The 19,532-nt window shown below is 68.3% G+C and carries 14 protein-coding genes; 4 read left to right on the forward strand and 10 right to left on the reverse strand.

Annotated elements, in window-relative coordinates; translation table 11 throughout:
- Positions 1-63 precede the first annotated feature (63 nt).
- The 3 genes from AB0O34_RS06565 to AB0O34_RS06575 all read left to right on the forward strand — a co-directional run bounded on the left by AB0O34_RS06565 (position 64) and on the right by AB0O34_RS06575 (position 3,805).
- On the forward strand, positions 64-1,770 hold the full coding sequence (locus AB0O34_RS06565; RefSeq protein ID WP_363913333.1) for an extracellular solute-binding protein: 1,707 nt from the start codon (positions 64-66) through the stop codon (positions 1,768-1,770).
- 162 nt (positions 1,771-1,932) lie between these two features.
- Entirely contained in the window at positions 1,933-2,853 is a 921-nt protein-coding gene (locus AB0O34_RS06570) for an ABC transporter permease subunit (protein ID WP_363913391.1), read from the forward strand.
- Between the two features lie 46 nt (positions 2,854-2,899).
- Entirely contained in the window at positions 2,900-3,805 is a 906-nt protein-coding gene (locus AB0O34_RS06575; protein WP_363913335.1) for a carbohydrate ABC transporter permease, read from the forward strand.
- Between the two features lie 107 nt (positions 3,806-3,912).
- On the opposite strand, the gene AB0O34_RS06580 is transcribed toward AB0O34_RS06575, so the two are convergent.
- From AB0O34_RS06580 to AB0O34_RS06600, 5 genes are all read right to left on the reverse strand, one after another.
- Positions 3,913-4,161, reverse strand: coding sequence for a hypothetical protein (locus AB0O34_RS06580; RefSeq protein WP_363913337.1), 249 nt, complete (start codon positions 4,159-4,161; stop codon positions 3,913-3,915).
- Positions 4,162-4,292: 131 nt separating this feature from the next.
- On the reverse strand, positions 4,293-8,003 hold the full coding sequence (locus AB0O34_RS06585; protein ID WP_363913339.1) for a hypothetical protein: 3,711 nt from the start codon (positions 8,001-8,003) through the stop codon (positions 4,293-4,295).
- 488 nt (positions 8,004-8,491) lie between these two features.
- On the reverse strand, positions 8,492-8,761 hold the full coding sequence (locus tag AB0O34_RS06590) for a hypothetical protein (RefSeq protein WP_363913341.1): 270 nt from the start codon (positions 8,759-8,761) through the stop codon (positions 8,492-8,494).
- 254 nt (positions 8,762-9,015) lie between these two features.
- Positions 9,016-9,216 carry a DUF397 domain-containing protein gene (locus AB0O34_RS06595; RefSeq protein WP_363913343.1) on the reverse strand — a complete coding sequence of 67 codons (201 nt, stop codon included), beginning with the start codon at positions 9,214-9,216 and terminating at the stop codon, positions 9,016-9,018.
- Positions 9,207-10,037, reverse strand: coding sequence for a helix-turn-helix transcriptional regulator (locus AB0O34_RS06600; protein ID WP_363913345.1), 831 nt, complete (start codon positions 10,035-10,037; stop codon positions 9,207-9,209). The genes AB0O34_RS06595 and AB0O34_RS06600 overlap by 10 nt, the downstream gene beginning before the upstream one ends.
- A gap of 238 nt (positions 10,038-10,275) precedes the next feature.
- On the opposite strand from AB0O34_RS06600, the gene AB0O34_RS06605 reads away from it, so the two are divergent.
- Complete coding sequence (locus AB0O34_RS06605) at positions 10,276-10,704, forward strand: ATP-binding protein (protein WP_363913347.1); 429 nt, start codon at positions 10,276-10,278, stop codon at positions 10,702-10,704.
- A gap of 242 nt (positions 10,705-10,946) precedes the next feature.
- Here AB0O34_RS06605 and AB0O34_RS06610 read toward each other — a convergent pair whose 3' ends face one another.
- From AB0O34_RS06610 to AB0O34_RS06630, 5 genes are read right to left on the reverse strand one after another with little or no spacing between them, the layout of a single operon-like run.
- Positions 10,947-13,907 (reverse strand): glycoside hydrolase family 3 C-terminal domain-containing protein, encoded by a 2,961-nt coding sequence (locus tag AB0O34_RS06610; protein WP_363913349.1) that lies wholly within the window; start codon positions 13,905-13,907, stop codon positions 10,947-10,949.
- 57 nt (positions 13,908-13,964) lie between these two features.
- On the reverse strand, positions 13,965-14,852 hold the full coding sequence (locus AB0O34_RS06615; protein ID WP_363913351.1) for a carbohydrate ABC transporter permease: 888 nt from the start codon (positions 14,850-14,852) through the stop codon (positions 13,965-13,967).
- The gene (locus AB0O34_RS06620) at positions 14,849-15,787 is read right to left on the reverse strand and encodes a sugar ABC transporter permease (RefSeq protein ID WP_363913353.1); all 939 of its coding nucleotides are present in this window, start codon (positions 15,785-15,787) and stop codon (positions 14,849-14,851) included. The genes AB0O34_RS06615 and AB0O34_RS06620 overlap by 4 nt, the downstream gene beginning before the upstream one ends.
- A complete protein-coding gene (locus AB0O34_RS06625) occupies positions 15,787-17,097 on the reverse strand; it encodes an extracellular solute-binding protein (RefSeq protein WP_363913355.1) in 1,311 nt (436 codons plus the stop codon). Before AB0O34_RS06625 ends, AB0O34_RS06620 begins: the two co-directional genes overlap by 1 nt.
- Positions 17,085-19,403 (reverse strand): TIM-barrel domain-containing protein, encoded by a 2,319-nt coding sequence (locus tag AB0O34_RS06630; protein ID WP_363913357.1) that lies wholly within the window; start codon positions 19,401-19,403, stop codon positions 17,085-17,087. The genes AB0O34_RS06625 and AB0O34_RS06630 overlap by 13 nt, the downstream gene beginning before the upstream one ends.
- Positions 19,404-19,532 lie beyond the last annotated feature (129 nt).

Genomic DNA, 19,532 nt, shown 5'->3' on the forward strand with positions numbered 1-19,532 from the left:
TGCCGTGACTCCCCTCGCAGCCGACCTGACCTCTGCTGCCCGTCCCCACGACCGGAGCGCGCCGTGACGCCTCCTCCCGGCGGCGTGACCGCCGGCGACCATCCCAGCCGCCGGGGGTTCCTCGGCCTGGTCGGCCTCAGCGCCGCCGCGCTCGCCGGCGGCGGCCTGCTGACCGCCTGTTCGACCCCTGCCGGACGCAAGCCGGGCAGCGGGGGCGCCACCGCCGCCCTAGCCGACAAGCTGACTTCCCTCACCCCGTCCTACATCCCCTTCCATGGGGTCAAACCGGACATTCCAGGAATCACCTCGACGCTGCTCGGCGTGCCCGACGTGGGCGGTGGTTTCGTGAAATATCCAGCTCTGACCGACGCGATTCCCGGGAAGGCCGGCAAGGGCGGCAGCTTCAAGGCGATGACCCCGCTCTGGGGCCCGCCCCCGCCCGGCCTGGCGGACAACACCTACTTCGAGGCGTGCAACGCCGACATCGGCGCGACCATCGAGTTCCAGATCGCCGACGGCAACACCTACGGGGACAAGGCGACCGCCCGGCTGGCCGCGGGCGACGTCCCCGAGCTCATGGTCGTCCCCCAGTGGGAGATCGAGAAGATGGCCGACTTCAACCTGGCCGTCGACAAGGCCTTCGAGGACCTCACCCCCTACCTGCAGGGCGACAAGGTCAAGGCGTACCCGATGCTGGCCAACCTCCCCACCGCGGCGTGGACGTTCTCCGTCTTCAACGGCAAGCTGATGTCGGTGCCGTTCCCGACCGAGCCGTTCCCGTACGCCCTGCTGTACCGCAAGGACCTCTTCGACGCCCACAGCGAATGGGCCCTGCCCAAGACCGCCGACGAGCTGTACGAGCTGGGCAAGGCCATGACCGACCCGAAGGCCAAGCGCTGGGCGTTCGGCGACATCCACGAGATGGTTTGGCCCGTCTTCAAGGTCCCGCAGGAGTGGCGGTACGAGGGCGGCAAGCTCGTCTACAAGTACGAGACGCCCGAGTACGAGCAGATGCTCGCGTTCATGCGGAAGCTGTTCGAGGAGAAGCTGATCCATCCGAGCGTCGTGAGCAGCAAGGGCGCCAACGAGAAGGAGCTCTTCGCCTCCGGCCAGATCATCTTCTACCGCGACGGCCTCGGTGCCTGGAAGGAACTGCTCCAGCAGCACCGGGGGAACAACCCGGACTTCGCCATCGGAGCCGTCCCCCTGTTCTCCAGCGACGGCAGCACGCCGATCATGTACCACAACAGCCCGGCGGGGATCTTCACCTTCGTCAAGAAGGGCCTCGGCAAGGAGAAGATCGAGGAGCTCCTCGGCATCCTCAACTGGTGCGCCGCGCCGTTCGGCACCAAGGAGTACGAGCTCGCGACCTACGGCGTGGAGGGCAAGCACTTCACCCGCGACGCGCAGGGCGTGCCGCAATACACCGATCTCGGGCGCAAGGAGGCGCAGCCGTCGTACGTCTTCCTCGGCGGGCGGCCCATCGTCGCGGACTACGTCATGTTCCCCGACGCCGTCCAGGGGAACCTGGAGTGGCAGAAAAGCAGCTTCCAGTACATCGAGAAGACGCCGCTCGACGGGATCCGGCACCAGCGGCCCTCCAGGATGTCCGGCCTGCAGATCCCGACCGAGGACAAGTTCACCGACATCATGCGGGGGCGGCGGCCGGTGAGCGACGTCAGGCAGATCGTCACGGAGTGGAAGCGGGACGGCGGGGACGAGGCCCGCGACTTCTACATGAAGGTCCTACGGGACAACGGCCGTGCGTAGACACCCCGCGCACACAGGGTGGGCCACGTGCTGAGAAAGGACGCGGGGACCGGCCCGGCGGGTGACCTGACCTCACCCGCCAGGACCGGCACCCCCAACAATGTCCGCAAGGGGCCCCCTAAGGCAAGCCGGAGCACCAGAAAACCGCCCTCGACCGGCGCGATCGTGCCTCCGAAGCCGTTTCTCGGCCGCCTGAGACGCGACTGGCCGCTCCTGCTGATGACGCTGCCGGCGGCCGGCCTGCTGCTGGTGTTCCACTACGTGCCCCTGCTCGGCAACGTCATCGCGTTCCAGGACTACTCCCCCTATGTCGGCATCAAGGACAGCCCGTTCATCGGGTTCGGGAACTTCCAGTGGCTCCTGCAGGACCAGAGCTTCTGGGACGCGACGCTGAACACGCTGGGCATCACGACGTTCCAGCTGGTCTTCTACTTCCCCATCCCGATCATGCTCGCGATCCTGCTGGACAGCGTCGTACGGCCCCGGCTGCGGCTGTTCATCCAGGGCATCGTCTACATGCCGCACTTCTTCTCGTGGGTGCTGGTCGTGACGCTGTTCCAGCAGATGCTGGGCGGGGCGGGGCTGGTCTCGCAGATCCTGCGCGACCACGGCTACCAGGGCATCGACGTGATGACCAACCCCGGCACCTTCATCCTGCTGCTCACCGGCGAGACGGTCTGGAAGGACGCCGGGTGGGGGACGATCATCTTCCTCGCCGCGCTGGCCGCGATCGACCAGAACCTGTACGAGGCGGCGGCCGTCGACGGCGCGGGCCGGTGGAAGCGCATGTGGCACATCACCCTGCCCGGCCTGCGCCCGGTGATCATCCTGCTGCTGATCCTGCGCCTGGGCGACGCACTCAACGTGGGGTTCGAGCAGTTCTTCATCCAGCGCGACGCGGTCGGCAGGGAGGCGGCGGAGGTGCTCGACACCTTCGTCTACTGGCGCACGCTCACCACCGGTGAGTGGAGCTACGGCGCGGCGGCAGGCCTGGTCAAGGGCCTGGTCGGCCTGCTGCTGATCCTCGTCGCCAACAGAGTCGCCCACCGGTTCGGAGAGCAAGGGATCTACAGAAGATCATGACGCATCCAGCCTGTGACGAGCATTCGATCGGACGGCAAAAACGATCATGACGACCCACATCTCGCGGCCCATCTGGGACGAACGGCCGAGCGTGGCCGGGCGGCTGGCCAAGGGGCTGGTCCTGACGCTCATCGTGATGGGCGTCGTCTTCCCGATCTACCTGGTCGTGCTCACCAGCCTGTCCACCCAGGACACCGTCACCAGAGCCGGAGGGCTGGTGTCCATCCCCGGCGAGCTGTCCCTGGCCGCGTACCGGGAGCTGTTCTCCGGCGGGGTGGTCACCCGCGCCGTCATGGTCAGCGTCGGCGTCACGACCGTGGGCACGGCCATCAGCCTGGTCACGACCGTGCTCGCCGCGTACGGGCTGTCGCGGCCCGGCTCGCTGTTCCACCGGCCGCTGCTGTTCATGATCTTGCTGACGTTCCTGTTCGGGCCTGGCATCATCCCGAACTACCTGCTGGTCAGCTCGCTCGGCCTGATCGACAGCTACTGGTCGCTGATCCTGCCCTCGGCCGTGACGGCGTTCAACCTCGTGGTCATGCGGGCCTTCTTCATGAACATCCCCCAGGAGGTGACCGACAGCGCGCGCATCGACGGCGCCGGGGAGTTCCGCATCCTCGGGCGGATCGTGCTGCCCATGTCCAAGGGCGTCGTCGCGGTGATCGGCATGTTCTACGCGGTGGGCTACTGGAACTCGTTCTTCAACGCCGTGCTCTACCTGAACGACAGCGCCAAGTGGCCGCTCCAGGTCGTGCTGCGCCAGTACGTGCTCCAAGGGCAGTCGCTGGTCGTCGGCCAGACCAGCGACACCATCGCGGGACAGACCCTGCCGCCGAGCCTGGCGATCCAGATGTCGATCGTCGTCCTCGCGCTGGTGCCGGTGCTGGTGGTCTACCCGTTCGTGCAGCGCCACTTCACCAAGGGAGTGATCATCGGCGCCGTCAAGGGGTGATCTCGCGCGCGGGATCTCCGCCCCGGCGTCCGGGCGGAGCCTCCTCACCGCAGGAGCGATCAGGCCGACCCCAGCGGCGTGGTGCGATCGGCGGCGCCGAAGGCGCGTCAGCGCACGGCCGCTCCGACGCGGTCCACCAGCTCGGACACGCCCTTCTCCCTGGCGCAGTGGGCGCAGCAGTACCAGTGGCCGTTCGCCTCGACACCGTGGCCGATGATCCGGCACCCGCAGTGCTCGCACGACGGCGCCATGCCCTGGATCGCGCACTCGAAGCTGTCGTACGTGTGCACCCCACCCTTGGTGTGGATCTCGAAGCTCATGTCATAGTCGTTGCCGCATACTTCACATTTCGCCATGATCTTCCCTCCACGCAGCTTTCTACCGGGGTACCCACGAAAGGCGCCGAGAGGACTCTCCGCCCGCATAGTTGGTGATCCGGCAACAGAGGTTTTAAGGAGAGCCGCCGGCCGCGGGCGCCCAACGGCCTTCAGCCGGAGGTGTCGAGGTAGGTCTTGCGTTCGTCGGGGCTGAGGTCACGCACGGTGCGCTCTCTGGCGAGCGCCAGTACCTGGTCCATCGAGCCGCACACGTCACATCGCCAGATCCGGACGGTCGCGTCGCCGTGGGTCGTCGCCAGACGGCTCCCGTCCGGGGCGAACTTCACGCTTTCCACCGAGGAGCCGTGGCCGCGGAAGACGACGGGCTCGCCCTCGCCGGTCGCCGTCCAGATCCTCACGGTGTTGTCGTTACCACTGCTGGCCACCAGTCGACCGTCGGGACTGAAGGCCACGCTCCACACAAGACCCTGGTGGCCGCGGAGCACGATCGGATCACCGTTCCCGGCCGCGTTCCACACGCGGACCGTACCGTCGTTACCGCCGCTGGCCACTCGCCTCCCGTCCGGACTGAAGGCGACACTCCACACCAGGCCCTGATGGCCACGGAGCACGATCGGATCGCCGTGCCCGTCCGCATTCCAGACGCGCACTGTACCGTCCTTGCCCGCGCTCGCCACCCGCCGCCCATCGGGGGCGAAGGCGACATACCGGACCGCTCCCTGGTGTCCGCGCAACACCACCGGAGGACCGTGCCCGGCGGCGTCGAAGACGCGGACAAGACCGTCGTCACCCCCGCTGACCAGCCGCCTGCCGTCACGGCTGAAAGCGGCGTTCCACACGGCCCCCCGGTGGCCCCGCAGCACCAGCGGGGCGTCGCGCCCGGCCGTGTCGAAGACGCGGACCGTAGCGTCGTCGCCGGTGGCCGCCACCCGCCGCCCGTCGGGGGCGAACGCCACACCGAGCACTTCTCCCCGTCCGGCATGGAGCACCAGCGGATCCCCCTCGCCCGTGACCTTCTCGACGCGTATCGTCCCGTCGCTTCCGGCGCTTGCCACCCGGCGCCCGTCCGGGCTGAAGGCCGCGTCCCAGACCGGCCCGGAGTGGCCTCGCAGGATCGTGGCGTCGCCGGCGTCCGCCACGTCCCACAACCGGACCGTGCTGTCATCGCTGGCACTCGCCAGCGTGCGGCCGTCGGGGGAGAACGTCGCGCTCCACACCGTGCCGCGGTGGCCCCGCAGGACCAGAGGGTCGATGTTTCCGCCCGAGCCCCAGACGCGGACCGTGCCGTCGTTGCCCACGCTGGCGATCCTGCGTCCGTCGTGGCTGAACGCAAGCCCTTCGACCGTGCCGTCGTGCCCGCGCAACACCACCGAAGCGTGGTCACCGCTCACCTCCCACACTCGCACGGTGCCATCGGTGCTGCCGCTGGCCAGGTGCCGCCCGTCCGGGCTGAACGCGACGCCCTCCACCGAGTCCTCGTGGCCGCGCAGTACGATCGGCGGAGCCTTGCCTGTCCAATCCCATATCCGCACGGTGCCGTCGCCGCCGCTACTGGCGATACGCCGGCCGTCGGGGCTGAACCCGACGCCCAGCGCCCGCCCCTTGTGGCCCCGCAGTACCATCGCATCCGCCGCACTGCGTGCGGTACCGCCCGCCTCGACCCCCTTGCGACGGCTGGTGCCCCACAAGACCGCCGACCACACCCGCACCGTGCCGTCGTCGCCCGCACTGGCCAGATGCAGGCCGTCGGGGCTGAAGGCGACGTTCCAGACCGGCCCCCGATGGCCTCGCAACACGGCGGACGAGTGACCACCGGCCAGGTTCCACACGCGTACGGTGCCGTCGATCCCACCGGTGGCCAGGTACCGCCCGTCGGGACTGAACACCGGGCTCCATGCCTCACCCTGGTGGCCTGGAAGCACGACAGGATCGCCCGTCGGGAGGCCCCGCTCGGTCACGCTCCACACCCGTACCTTCCCGTCGCCGTCGCTTGCGGCGAGGTGCCGTCCGTCCGGGCTGAAGGCAACACCGCAGACCTTGCCGGCTTCGACGGGGAGGATGAAACGCACGCGCGAGTCGACGGTGGCCTGCCGGAGCACCGCGGCGGCTTCCTTGGTGTGACTCACCGCGTACGCGCGCTCGGCGACCAGCAGGCCGAGCTGAGGGTCCAGTTGCAGCTGGCCCCGCGCGTCGGCGGCCAGCCGGCGGGAGTAGGCGAGATCCTGGTCGTCCCGGGCTCGCCTCGCCATCACGAACGCCATCGCGGCCAGCACGGAAACCACGGTCGTCACCACTGTCAGGCCGACCAGCGTCGCCCAGAGGCGCCGGCTGCCCGCGGCACGCTCGCGTGCCTCACGCGCACGGCCGGCCTCAAGGAAAGCGCACTCCAGGTCGTTGAGCCGATCGAGCTCGCGACCGTCCCACGCGGCCAGGCGGGTTCCCCTGTAGAGCAGCTCGTCCTCGCGCCCGTGTTGTTCCCACTCCGTCGCCGCCTCGGTGAGGCGTCGGAGCAGGCGGACGAGCTCCCGGTCCTCGGCGAGCCAGCCGCGCAGCCTGGGCCAGGAGCGGATGACCGCCTCGTGGGCCACCTGCACGCCGTCCTCGTCGACGGTGAGCAACCGGGCCTCGGTAAGCCGGGCGAGCACGGTCGCCACCGCCGGGCCGTTCGGCCCTGCCAGAAGCTCGGCCGGAGCGACACGCCTGCGGGTGTCCTCCGTGCCCTCCCCAAGGGCCGTCAGGCGCAGGAACGTGTCCTTGACCAGTCGCCGTTCCTGATCGCCGAACTCGTCGTAGACCTGCTCGGCGCTCTGCGCGATCGCACCCTGGATCCCTCCGACGTCCCGGTACGCGGCCAGGGTCATCGTGCCGGCCTTGCACCTCTTCCACGTCTCCAGCAGCGCGTGCGAGAGCAGGGGCAACGCTCCGGGCTCACCCCTGCAGTCGCGCAGGATGGTCTCGACGAGCGCGCGCTCCACCTTGATCTCCGCCCGCGCCGCCGGGCCGATCACCACCTGCCGCAGATCGCCCTCATCCATGGGTCCGATCAGCAGCTGCCGGTCACGCAGTGCCCTCACCAGCGGGGGATGTTCCGCGCACCGGGCGTAGAAATCCGCGCGGACCCCGAGGACGACCCGCGCCCGCTCCCCGGTGTCATCCGCCGCCGCCAGGAGCCAGTCCAGGAAGCATGCCCGTTCCGCCGCGTCACGGCAGAGGGTGAAGACCTCCTCGAACTGGTCGACCACGATCACGACGCGTGCTTTCCCGGGACGGCCCGCGAGGATTTGGCCGATGATGAGGCGAGCATCGGCGGGCTCGGCCTTCAGGGAGGCATGAAGCGACGGAGCGGGAATCCCTTGCGCGGCCGCCAGGCCTATGGCCAGCTCCTCCAGTGGGTGTTCGCCGGGTTTGAGAACGATCACCGGCCATCCTTGGCTTCCCGGGACGGCTCCGTCCCGCAGCGCCGGAATGAGGCCCGCGCGAAGCAACGAGGACTTTCCACTTCCGGATGGCCCAAATACCGCAAGGAGGGACGTATCACCCAATCGCGTACTTAATTCGGCGACCAACTCCTGGCGGCCGAAGAAGCGGTCCGCGTCTTCCGGGTCGAACGTCACCAGCCCCCGATAGGGCGGATCCTCCCCCGCCTGCGCCCGCTCGCCGGCATCGGCCGAGGTGAGCTCCATCGCCAGTTCCCGCCAGCGCTTCTCCCAGAGCTCCTGATCACCACCGCAAGCCCGCACGTACGCCAGGGTGACGGCGAGCGTGGGGAGGATCTCCCCTCCTGCCGCCTCTGATAACGCCGTCACCGAATAGTGCGCACGCCTGGACAGCTCACGGTAGCTCGGCAGTTCGGCAGCCACCCGTAACTGCCGTAACTCGAACGCGAATCGCTGTAACGGGCCCGCGTCAGGATCAAGAGCGCGTTCCGGCCGCCCCATTTAGCCCCCGTGGCATGCGATCGCCGTTTTCACCCTTCGAGGAGACTACTACCGGGATACGCGCGATGCGACCATGCCTAACGGTTTGCTGTCACGCCAGTCAAGTGGGCGCGAAGTCACAGGTCTTATCGACCTCGCGACACTTCTCTATGCCGATGAAACAGGACGCCACGCCGCGGTACGGCGGTCGCCACATGTGATCACGCGAGGACTTCCACACTCCGCACCGGCCCCCATGAAGATCGATGCGGGTGTCGCCGCCGCACTCTCACCAGCTGGCGTCGTCCGGCGGTGGAGCGCCCGCCCCTCTGGTCCGTCGGGGACGGGCATCCAGAGCGGCGGGCACTTCATCCGGGTACGTTAACGATCAGCCGGCTGTGAACCAGGTCCTTCTCCTGCTCGCCGGTCTACTAATTGTCCCTGTGCAGGTCGGTCTTGCCGTTGCTCGGGTTGTAGGTGCAGTAGGTCTTCAGCCCGTACTGGGTGTTCAGTACGTATGCCCGGTTGAGGCAGTCACGGCAGTTCGAGAAGCTCGGCGGCAGCCAGACGCTGTTGGGGTGAGCCTGCGTCGGAAGGCCGCAGCTGTTCGCGAGGACGCGGGCAGAGTGGCTGCTCGAAGCGGTGGACGCGTAGGTGGCGACCGGGGCGACGAAAGTCGCCCCCAGCAGGGCCGCTGTCACGAGGCCCAGTCCTGCGGCAAGACGCCCACGAGGCTGACGGTTCATGTCCTGTCCCTTCGTCGGTTGGCTGTGGACATCTGTCTAGCCGCCGCCCGGTTGTCCAGCACACATCTCGCTCACTGGACAAACAACGGCGCCGGCGAGCATGACAATCGGGACCCGCCTGAGCAGGCAGGACACAGCGCGACGAAGGTATGCGGCACAGAGCCCTCGGCCCGACTATCCGGCCGAGGGCTCTCGGGGTTCGTCGACTTTCAGCCGGGGAACCGGCCGACCTTCACGCCGCCGAGGAACGACTTCCACTCGCCGGGGGTGGAGACCAGGGCGGGTCCGTGGGGATTCTTGGAGTCACGTACGGCCACCGCACCGGGCAGGTTGGTAGCCACCTCGACGCACTCGCCGCCGTCGCTACCGGACAGGCTGGACTTGCGCCACTGCGCACCGCTCAGGTCCACTCGTGCTTCACCACTTCCTCGATCATCTTGCAGGACAGGTGTTGCGGGTAGGCGTCAGCCCGTAAGGCATCAAAACAGTTGACCAGGTCAGCGATCGTGCTCCTGTCCGTCACCGTTCGTCCCCGAGGCTGCGATTCCACCCGAACCGTATACGGATTACCCCGCATCTCGGCAATGGTGAAGGCGCCATTCAGCCCGGAAAGCGCCTCCGCGCTATAAGGCACGATCTGAACGGTTACTTTGGGATGCTGTGCCATCTCCAGGAGGCGTTCGAGTTGTTCCCGCATGGCGGCGGGACCGCCGATAGGCCGACGAAGAACGCCCTCGTCGATCAGAGTCGTGATCACCGGTGGATTGTCACGTGACAGGACCGCCTGCCTCTGCATCCGGCCCGCCACCCGTTCCTCCAGCAGTTCCGCGGAGATACCGGGCAGTCGCGACAGGATCTGGCGGGCGTACCCCTTGGTCTGCAACATGCCCGGGACGAGCAGCGGGGCCCAGAACCGAAGTGCAGTCGCGCGTTGCTCTTCCACAGCCCAGTCGCGGAAGTGGGCCGGGACGGGGGGTGGGGGCGGCCAGACCTCCGCGTAGAGGCGGGTCATGACGCCGTCGAAGCCGAAGACCTCGTCGCACAGCTCGGCGAACCGCTCGGACGGCCGGAACTTGGACGTCTCGACCATGGCCACCGCGCTGGTGGAGAAGCCGATCCTGCGGCCTAACTGCTTCTGGGTGAGCTCCGCCGCCAATCGGTGCCGGCGAAGCTCGTACGCGAACCGAGCACGCGGCGACTCCTCGGGGTCGATATCGATCATTTTGGTCATGAGGTCCCCTCGCGACACCTGGCCAGACCTGACTCACTGACCTCAGAACAACTCTGAAGTCATTCCGTAGTCAATTCGCTACCAAGCGTAATGCGCCGCCTCCAGGCTTGGGGCAAGAAATCACGACTACGTAGGCGCATCCGGGAAAGCCGAACTCATCGCAAAGCCTTACCACGCCCACGGTGATCGCCTGATTTAGCGGATTGAGTATTCGGTGTTCAGCAAGAGCGAGGGAACCATGACCGGCACCAGAAGGCGGCAACAGTATCTGGAGCTGTTGGCGCGCCCCGAAGCCGCAGCTCAGGCGCGGCGGCACGTACGCCGAGTGCTCTCGGAGTGGAAGAGACACGAGCTCGCCGACACCGCCGAGCTGATCGTCTCAGAGCTGGTCACCAATGCCATCAAAGCCGGCCAGGACCCCGGCACCCAGCAATGCGCCTACGGAAGCGACGAGATCGTGTGGGTGGATCTCTGCCTCCAGGACGCCCACGTGGTGATGGAGGTCTGGGATTCGAGCGTCGCCGTGCCCGCCGTCAACACACCCGAGCCGCACGACGAGGGCGGCCGCGGCCTGTTCCTGGTCGACGCCCTCGCCACCGGCTGGGGCTACAGATGGCCCCCCACCGGCGGCAAAATCGTCTGGTGCACCCTGACCTGCCGCCGCTGACATGGATTCAGTCGCCGCAACCGCTGAGCTCAACTGCCTGATCGTTCTGCACTATGACCGCGACTTCGAAAGCATCGCGAGGACCACAGGTCAACCGGTGGAGTGGCTGGCCCCTCCCGGGTCTTTGAGTTGACGACCGACCTCTGCAGGCGGAAGGACGTTGCGGAGACGACAGATGGCGGAAACGGCGCCCCGCCTCGCGAGAAGAGCGGCGCCGTTCCGCCTATCCGGTCAAGGATCGTCTACTTGGCCAATGAGAAGTCCTTGATGCGGAGGTCGCCGGTGAAGACGAGGTAGACGTCGTGGACGCCGCCGGTCCTCGTCAGGGGAGCCGTGGTCTCGGTGTAGGAGTAGACGCCGCCCGTGGCCGGCACCTGGGCGGTGCCGAGCAGCCTTCCGGTGGGCGAGTCGAGGCGGACCTCGATCTTCCCGGCGGCCGTGGCGGCGACTCCGGCGGTGAAGCCGGTCGCCCCCTTGCCGAGGCCCGCGCCCTTGAAGGAGATCCAGTCACCCGTGTCCGTCTTGCCCACGGCGTCGCCGGACACCTTCGTCTCGTCCACGAGCTCGACGCCCGCGTAGTCGTCGAAGTCGGCGGCCCGCGTCACCTTGGACAGGTCCCGGTCCGGGATCTTCTCGCCCTTCACGCTCAGCGTCGTGCGCTGGCGGACACCGTCGGAGGAGCCGCCCACCAGCACGTCGTGCTCGGCCTTCTCGACGGCCCAGGTGTTCCGGGTGACGTCCCACAGGGCCAGGTCTGCGGCCTTGAACGAGAGCGTCACCGTCTTGGTCTGCCCGGCGGCCAGGTGCACGCGCTGGAAGGCGCGCAGCTGCTTGACCGGCTGCTTCACCCGCGAGGACCGCTGGTGGGTGTAGAGCTGGACGACCTCGTCACCCGCCACCTTGCCGGTGTTGGTGACCTTGACGGTGGCCTCGACCGTGCCGTCCGGCTTCACCGAGTTGGACGCCAGCTTGAGCCCCTGGTAGCCGAACGTCGTGTAGCTCAGCCCGTGCCCGAAGGGGTAGAGCGGCTTGGCCTCGGAGTACAGGTAGGTGGTCCCGGTCTTCACGATGTCGTAGTCGAGGATGTCGGGCAGATCCGCGGCCGACCTGTACCACGTCTGCGTCAGGCGCCCGGCCGGGTTGGCGTCGCCGAACAGCACGTCGGCCAGGGCGTGCCCGGTCTCGGCGCCGGCGTGCGTCGTCCACAGGATCGCCGGGACGTTCGCCTGCTCCCAGCCGATCGTCGTCGGGTAGCTGTTCTCCAGCACCACGACGGTGTTCGGGTTGGCCTTCTGGACCGCCTTGACCAGGGCTTCCTGCCCCTGGGCGAGGTTCATGTCCATGCGGTCGTGGTCCTCGCGGCCGTTGATGAACGGCATGCTGCCGACCACGACGACCGCCGCGTCCGCGCCCTTGGCCGCCGCGACGGCGGCGTCCACGCCGCTGCTCACGGTCTCCTTGGCGAACCTCGCCGCCTGGTCGGCCGTGGTGAGCGCCAGGGTGCCGTCGGCGTTCGCCTTGAGGTACTTGTTCGGGCCGAACCAGTCGTAGGCGGTCTCGTACCCGGCGTACCGCAGGAGGTACGCGCCGCCGGCCTGCGGTTCGAGCTTGAACTGCTGCTGGACGAACCACCCGCTGGGCTGGTCCTGGTCGTTGACGAAGTTCGACCAGTTGTAGCCGACGTACTTGCCGTTGGCGACGCTGCGCAGCGTCAGGATGCCCTGGCCCCAGTCGAAGACGTCGAACTTCTCGGTGTCGCCGGCCGTGGTCGCGCCCTCCTTGAGGACGGCCCCGGCCGCGCCGGTGCCCGCGGTGACGTACTTGCCGGTCGCGACGTCCTTGAGCGCGATGCGGTCGGCGCCCTCGGTGCCGGTGACCGTGCCGGCGCCGCCGAGCCGCTCCTTGATGCCGTCGAGCGGGGTGACGCGGTACGGCAGGTCGCCCGAGTACCAGTCGGTGTACAGGGTCTTGGACAGGGGCCCGACCACGGCGACCTTCCTGGTCGTGGCCGGGAGGGGCAGGGTCTTGCCGGAGTTCTTCAGCAGCACCATGGCCTCGGCCGCCGTCCGGCGGTTCAGCGCCTGGTGCTCGGGGCTGTTGACCACCTCCTTGCCGATCTTCCCGTACGGCCCGCCGTCCGGGTCGAACTCGCCGAGCCGGAACCGGATGCTCAGGATGTGCCGGCCGGCCGTGTCGACGTCCGACTCCTTGATCAGTCCCTGGGAGAGGGCGTTGGTGATGGCCGTGGTGGTCGGGCCCGCGTCGGTGTTGTCGGTCGTGTAGCTGTCGATGCCCGCCTTGAGGGCGGCGGCGTCGGCCTCGGTGAGGCCCGGGTAGTACGCCTGCGAGCCGGCGAGGTTGTTCGGCGCGCTCGCGTCGGTGACGTTGAGCAGGTCCCTGCCGGTCCACGACCGTACGACGGCGTTCAGGTCGGGGTTGGCCGTGGCGGGACGCCCGTTGACCAGGTTGTAGGAGGCCATGACGCCGGTGGCGGCGTCGGCCGCGATGGCGGGCTTGAACGCGGCCTGGTCGTACTCCTGCTCCACCCGGGGCCGCAGGCTGGATGAGGTCGTGTCGCGGCGCACCTCGTTGTTGTTGGCGAGGTAGTGCTTGAGCGTGGGAGCGGCCCTGAGGTGGTCGGGGTCGTCGCCCTGGATGCCCGAGCCGTACGCGGTGGAGATCGCGCCGGTCAGGAGCGGGTCCTCGGAGTAGCCCTCCTCGTTGCGTCCCCAGCGAGGGTCGCGCAGCAGGTTGACGACGGGGGCCCACAGGTTCAGCCCCCAGACCCTCGGGTTCTGGGCGTTGAAGCCGCGCGCCTCGTCGCCGACGGCGGCGCCGACCTTCTTGATCAGCTCGGTGTCCCAGGTGCTCGCCAGGCCGACGGCCTGCGGGAAGACCGTGCCGTTGGCCGTGACGACGTTGCCGCCGTTGTCGACGTCGGTGGACCAGGCCACCCCGTGCAGCGCCTCGGTGCCGGTCTTGAACAGGCCGATGCCGAGGCGCGGGATGGCGGGCTGGTACTGGTGGAGCAGGGAGACCTTCTCGGCGAGCGTGAGCCGTCCGAGCAGGTCGTCGATCCGCTGGGCGAGCGGGAGTGCGGGATCTCGGAAGGGGAAGTCCCCGGCCGCTCTGGCGGGTGCCACGAGCAGGGTCATGAGCAGGCCGAGGACGGCCGCCATCCATAAGGGTCGTCGAAGGGACATGGCGCCTCCAGGTCAGGTGGTTGACGCGGTTTTCGAAAGGGGGGTGCGGGCGCGAAGCTACTTGATGGCGCCCACCGTGACGCCGCGGGTCAGCGTCCTTTGGAAGATCAGGAAGAACGCGACGGCCGGCACGATGCCGAGCAGCGCGGACGCACTGGACATGGTGGCGTCCATCATCTTGTCGCCCTGCAGCACCCCGAGGGCCACCGGCACGGTCTGGTTGTCGTTGGAGATCAGGAAGATCAGCGGCAGGAAGAACTCGTTCCAGGTCCAGATGAAGAAGAAGATCATCAGGACGCTCAGCGTGGGGCGGCTGATCGGCACGACGATCCGCCAGAGCACCTTCCACCTGCCGGCCCCGTCCATGGCCGCCGCCTCCATGATCTCCCTCGGGAAGTCGCCGAGGACGGCCGACAGCAGGTACGTCCCGAAGGCGCTCTGGACGACGGTGAAGATGAGGATCACCGCCAGCCGGCTGTCGTACAGGCCCACCTCCTTGGACAGGTAGTAGAGCGGGTAGGCCAGCGCCTCCTGCGGGAGCGTGTTGGCAACGAGGAAGAGCACGAGGATCCACAGGCGGCCCCGCACCCGGCCGATGCCGAGGGCGTAGGCGTTGAGCACCGACAGGACCACGGCGAGCACCGCGACGGCCGCGCTGATCAGCGTGCTGTTGAGCAGCTTGCGGCCGAAGTCGACGCGGTTCCAGAAGTCGATGATGCCGTCGAGGTAGATGCCGTGCGGCAGGCTCAGCGGCCCGTTCGAGGAGTACTCCGCCGGGGTCTTGACGGCGTTGAGCGTGACGACGACGAAGGGCAGGAGCATCACCAGGGCCAGCACGACGAGCGCGGCCAGGATCGCCCACCTGCCGGGACCGGCACCGTGGGCGGCGCCGCGCGCGTGGCCGGGCCGTACGGGGCTCGCGCCTCGCACTGAGAGGGAGGTCATGGCTTGCGCTCCTGGACCCGCAGGAAGAGGAAGGTCACGATCACGATGATGATCGCGAGCACGGTGGCGATGGCCGAGCCGTAGCCGACGTTGGCCTTCTCGAAGAAGTTCTGGTAGCTGAAGTACGACGGCACCATCGTGGCCTTGCCGGGACCGCCCCTGGTCAGCACGAAGATCGGGCCGAAGACCTTGAGCGCGGCGATCGTGCAGGTCAGCAGGACCACGAAGATCTCCGGTCTGATCTGCGGGATCGTGATGTGCCAGAACCGCCGCCACCAGGACGCGCCGTCGATCTCCGCCGCCTCGTACAGCGCCGGGTCGACCCGCTGCAACCCCGCCATGAAGATCACGACCGGGTAGCCGAGCTGGAACCAGACCATGATCCCCATGACGGAGGCCAGGGCGATGTCGGGGTCGCCCAGCCAGTTCTGCGCCAGCGAGCCGACCCCGACCGCCTTCAGCACCTCATTGAGCGCGCCGTACGACGGGTGCAGCATCCAGCCCCACACCACTCCGGCGACCGCCACCGGCAGCACCTGCGGCAGGTAGTACGCGGCCCGCAGCGCGCTCGCCGTACGGGCCCCGAACCTCTTGCCGATGTAGTCGAACAGGGCCGCGGCGAGCACCAGCCCGAACATGGTCGGCAGGATCGCCATCGCGACGATCAGCGCGACGTTGTGCTGGAACGAGGCCCAGAAGGTCTCGTCGGTGAGCAGCCGCCGGTAGTTGTCGAGCCCGATCCACCTGGGGGTGCCGACACCGCTCCACCTGGTGAAGCTGGTGCCGATGTTCATCAGGAACGGCACGATGACGACCGCGAGGAAGAGCACCGCGCTGGGCACCAGGTAGACCCAGTACCCGGCGCCCCCGCGACGGCGCCGGACCGGCTCGGGCGCCCGCGCCGTGGCCGGGCGCGCCGGAGCGTGGACCGCCATCAGTTGCCGATGTCGGCGAGGTTGTCGTTGTACGGCTGCGCGATCTCGTCCAGGACCTTGTCCGGGGCCTTGCTGCCGTTGATCAGCTCCTGGACACCGGCGACCAGGGTGTCGTAGTAGCCGGGGGCGGGCCAGTCGGGGTAGAACGCGAGGCCGTCCTGTGCCGAGAGCTTGTTGAAGTTCTCGATCAGTTCCTTGTTCTTCTCGTCGGTGATGGCCGTGGGATCGGCCGCGACCGGGACGCCGCCCGCGTTGCCGAGCTTGTTCTGGATGTCCTTCTTCATCGTCAGGTCGATGAAGTCATAGGCCAGGTCCTTGTTCTTGGACTTCTCAGGCACGACCCACAGGTTGCCGCTGGAGCCGGCGCTCATCTGGTTGCCCGGCCACAGGAACGTGCCCCACTTGAAGTCCTTGATGTCGGAGCTCATGCGGCCGTACCACCAGCTTCCCGAGACCATCATCGGGAACTTGCCGGAGATGAACGAGGTGCCCATGTCCTCGGCCTTGATCCCGGCCGACTCGTTGCTGATGTAGCCCCTCTTCACCCAGTCGGCGAAGGTGGTCGCGGCGTAGGTCAGCTCGGGGCCGTGGAAGTCGACCTTGCCCTTGTAGAGCTGGAAGGCGTCCACCCAGGGGCGCTGCGCCTTGCTGAGCGCCAGCTGGTACATGATCTGCTGGGCAGGGTACTCGGCGCCGCCGACGGCGAGGGGCGTGATGCCCGCCTTGGCGAACTTGTCCAGGGCCGCGGTGAACTCGTCGAACGTCGCGGGCACCTTGATGCCCTGCTTCTCGAAGGCATCCTTGTTGTAGTAGACCATCACGTACTCGGCGTAGTTCGGGATGCCGAACCACCTGCCCGAGCCCATGACGCCCCTGTCGTCGTAGCGGGCCGTGGTCTGCAGGCTCGGGCTGAGGAGCTTGTCCCAGCCCCGCTTGGTGGCCTGCTCGCTCAGGTCGGTGAGCAGCCCCTGTTTCGACAGCAGGCCGGCGGTGGCGTTGCCCTTGTTGTACTCCATGAGGTCCGGGGCCTGGTCGGAACCGAGGACCATGCCGGCCGTCTTCTGGATCTGCTCGAAGCTCTTCTCCTCGAACTTCACCTTGACGTTCGGGTGGCTGGCCTCGAACTGCTTGATGGCGTCGGCCCAGGCGACGCCCATCGCGCTGGTCGCCCCCTCGTAGTGCCAGAGGGTCAGGGTCTTCGCCTCGCCGGAGCCGCCCCCGCCGCTCGTGTCCGGGGAACCCGATGAGCCGCAGGCGGCGAGTGTCACCGCCGCCGCGGCCAGCGCGACGACGATCCCTAGCTTGGACATGGTGTTTCTCCAGGGGGTTGCTGGCCGGCGGCGACCGTGGCGGGGGCGCCGGCGACGGGAGCGATCTCGACGTTGGTGATCTGTTTGGGGCCGGAGACGCTGACGTGGAGCACGTCGCCCTCCCGGGTGGCGGTGACCGTCGTGTCCCCGTCGACGTCCCTGATGGTGGTACGCCCGCCGTCGCCGTAGCTCACGACGGTGACCTCGGCGAACGGCTCGGCGCCGACCGTGTCGCGGACCTCGGTGACCGGGATGAGCGCGCCGTGCCGCACGAACAGAGGGATCTGGTCGAGCGGCTTGGTGACCGCGATGTACCGGCCGCCGGTGTGCACCTCATGGGTCCAGTAATCGACCCACTCGCCGGCGGGCAGGTAGACCTTCCGGGTGCCCTCGGGGGAGGTCATCGGGGCCACGAGCAGGTCCCGCCCGAACAGGTACTCCAGGTCGGCCTGCCAGGCCACCGGGTCGTCCGGGTAGTCGACGCACAGGGCGCGCATCATCGGGGCGCCGGTCCGCGTGGCCTCGACCGCCGCCGAGTAGATGTACGGCATGAGCCGGTAGCGGAGCCTGATCGCCTCGACGGCGAGGTGCTCCACCTCGGGGAACTCCCACGGCTCGCGGCTGGTGGTGCCGTGGAAGCGGACCAGCGGGGACAGCACGCCGAACTGCGCCCACCGGACGTACAGGTCGTCGGCCGGGGTGCCGGTGAAGCCGCCCGCGTCGTGGCTCCAGAACGGGATGCCGGACAGGCCGTGCGACAGCCCGCCCCTGATCGTGCTGCCCATCGCCGGGAAGGAGGTGTAGGTGTCGCCGCCCCACTGGGCCGAGTGCCGCTGGCCGCCGAGGAACGACGAGCGGGCCCAGACCATGCCGTGCCCGTTCACCTCGCGGGTCACCTCGGAGACCGCGTCGTTGAACAGCAGCGCGTAGACGTTGTGCAACTCGGTGCCGGTCATGCCGTTCGAGGCCACCGAGTCGGCCGGGACGCCCTCGGCGAAGTCGGTCTTGAAGACCGAGACGCCCTGCCGGAGCAGCGGGCGCAGCAGGCCCTTGAACCATTCGACCGCCGCCGGGCTGGTGAGGTCGACGATGCCGCAGGCCGGGTACGAGCCGTGCCAGGAGTCCGCGACGTAGACCTCACCATCCTGTTTTTTCAGGAAGTATCCGTTGGCCGAGGCCTCGGTGAAGACGGGGCTGAGGTGGGAGATGTACGGGTTCATCCATAGGCAGGTCTCGAAGCCCTGCTCCTTGAGCGTGGCCAGCATCCCCTCCGGGTCGGGGAAGCTCTCCGGGTCCCATCTGAGGTCGGACCAGTGCCCCTTGACCTGCCAGTAGCAGTCCAGGTGCAGGACGTCGCAGGGGATGCCCCGCTCGCGGATCTTGCCGGCCCGCTCCAGCACCCGCTCCTGGGTGTCCTTGAAGAAGCCCGAGGAGATCCAGCTCCCGAAGGCCCACTTGGGCGGCAGCGCCGGGGCGCCGGTGAGCAGGTCATACCGCGCCAGGATCTCGGGGACGCCCGGCCCGCCGATCACGTAGTAGTCGATCAGGTCGTCCGGGACGACGATCTCGACGCAGCTGTGCGTGGCGCGGCAGACGTCGAACTCCACCGGCATGCCGCTGTCCACCAGGAGACCGTATCCCCGGCTGGACACGTAGAAAGGCACGTTTTTATACGAACGATCGGATTCAGCGCCAAAGGCGTCAAAGTTCCACATCAGCGGGCGCTGGCCGCGCTTGTCGAGCGGGGTGAACTTCTCGCCGAACCCGCCGAAGTGCTCGTCGGGCTGGGCGGCCAGGCTCTCCTGGTAGGCCACGGTCACGCCGTCGACCAGGGAGCGCCCGAACGGCAGCGTGCGCAGCCGGCCGCTGATGTCCACGTGGCCCGGATCCTGCTCGGTCAGCAGGCGGCCCTCGGCGTCGGTGAAGCGCAGGTGCCAGGGATGCAGGGTGATCTCCGCCCGTACGGCGCCCGCGTCCACCACGACCCCCGTGTCACCGGTCTCCACCCGCGCGCCCGCGAAGTCGCCGGGGTGGACCATCTCGATGACCCGCGCGGAGCGGGTGCGGGCCTCCGCGTCCTCGCCCAGCCTGACGCGGATCACCCCCTCGCCGGCCACCGCCACCTGGACGACCAGCACCTCGTCCGCCGAGGTCGAGGCCTTGAAGGTCGCGCCCCGCCCGTCCACGGCCGTCAGCTCGGCCCGGGTGAGCGCCGAAAGGCCCTGCTCACCCTGCACGCGCACCGGGAGCTCCGGCGGATCCGCGCTGAAGTACTCGTGCGCGATCAGAGGGGGACGGTACGGCATTGCTGCGCTCCTGTACGACACGAGGGAAGGACTCGCGAATTAGTTTGCCGACTATACGAACAAACGTCAACGCCGCCGGGGCCGTGCTTCTGCCACGTTGACACGACCGCACCCGCGTACTTAGTTTGC

The organism is Sphaerisporangium sp. NPDC088356 (genome assembly GCF_040685555.1).
Lineage (GTDB): Bacteria > Actinomycetota > Actinomycetes > Streptosporangiales > Streptosporangiaceae > Sphaerisporangium.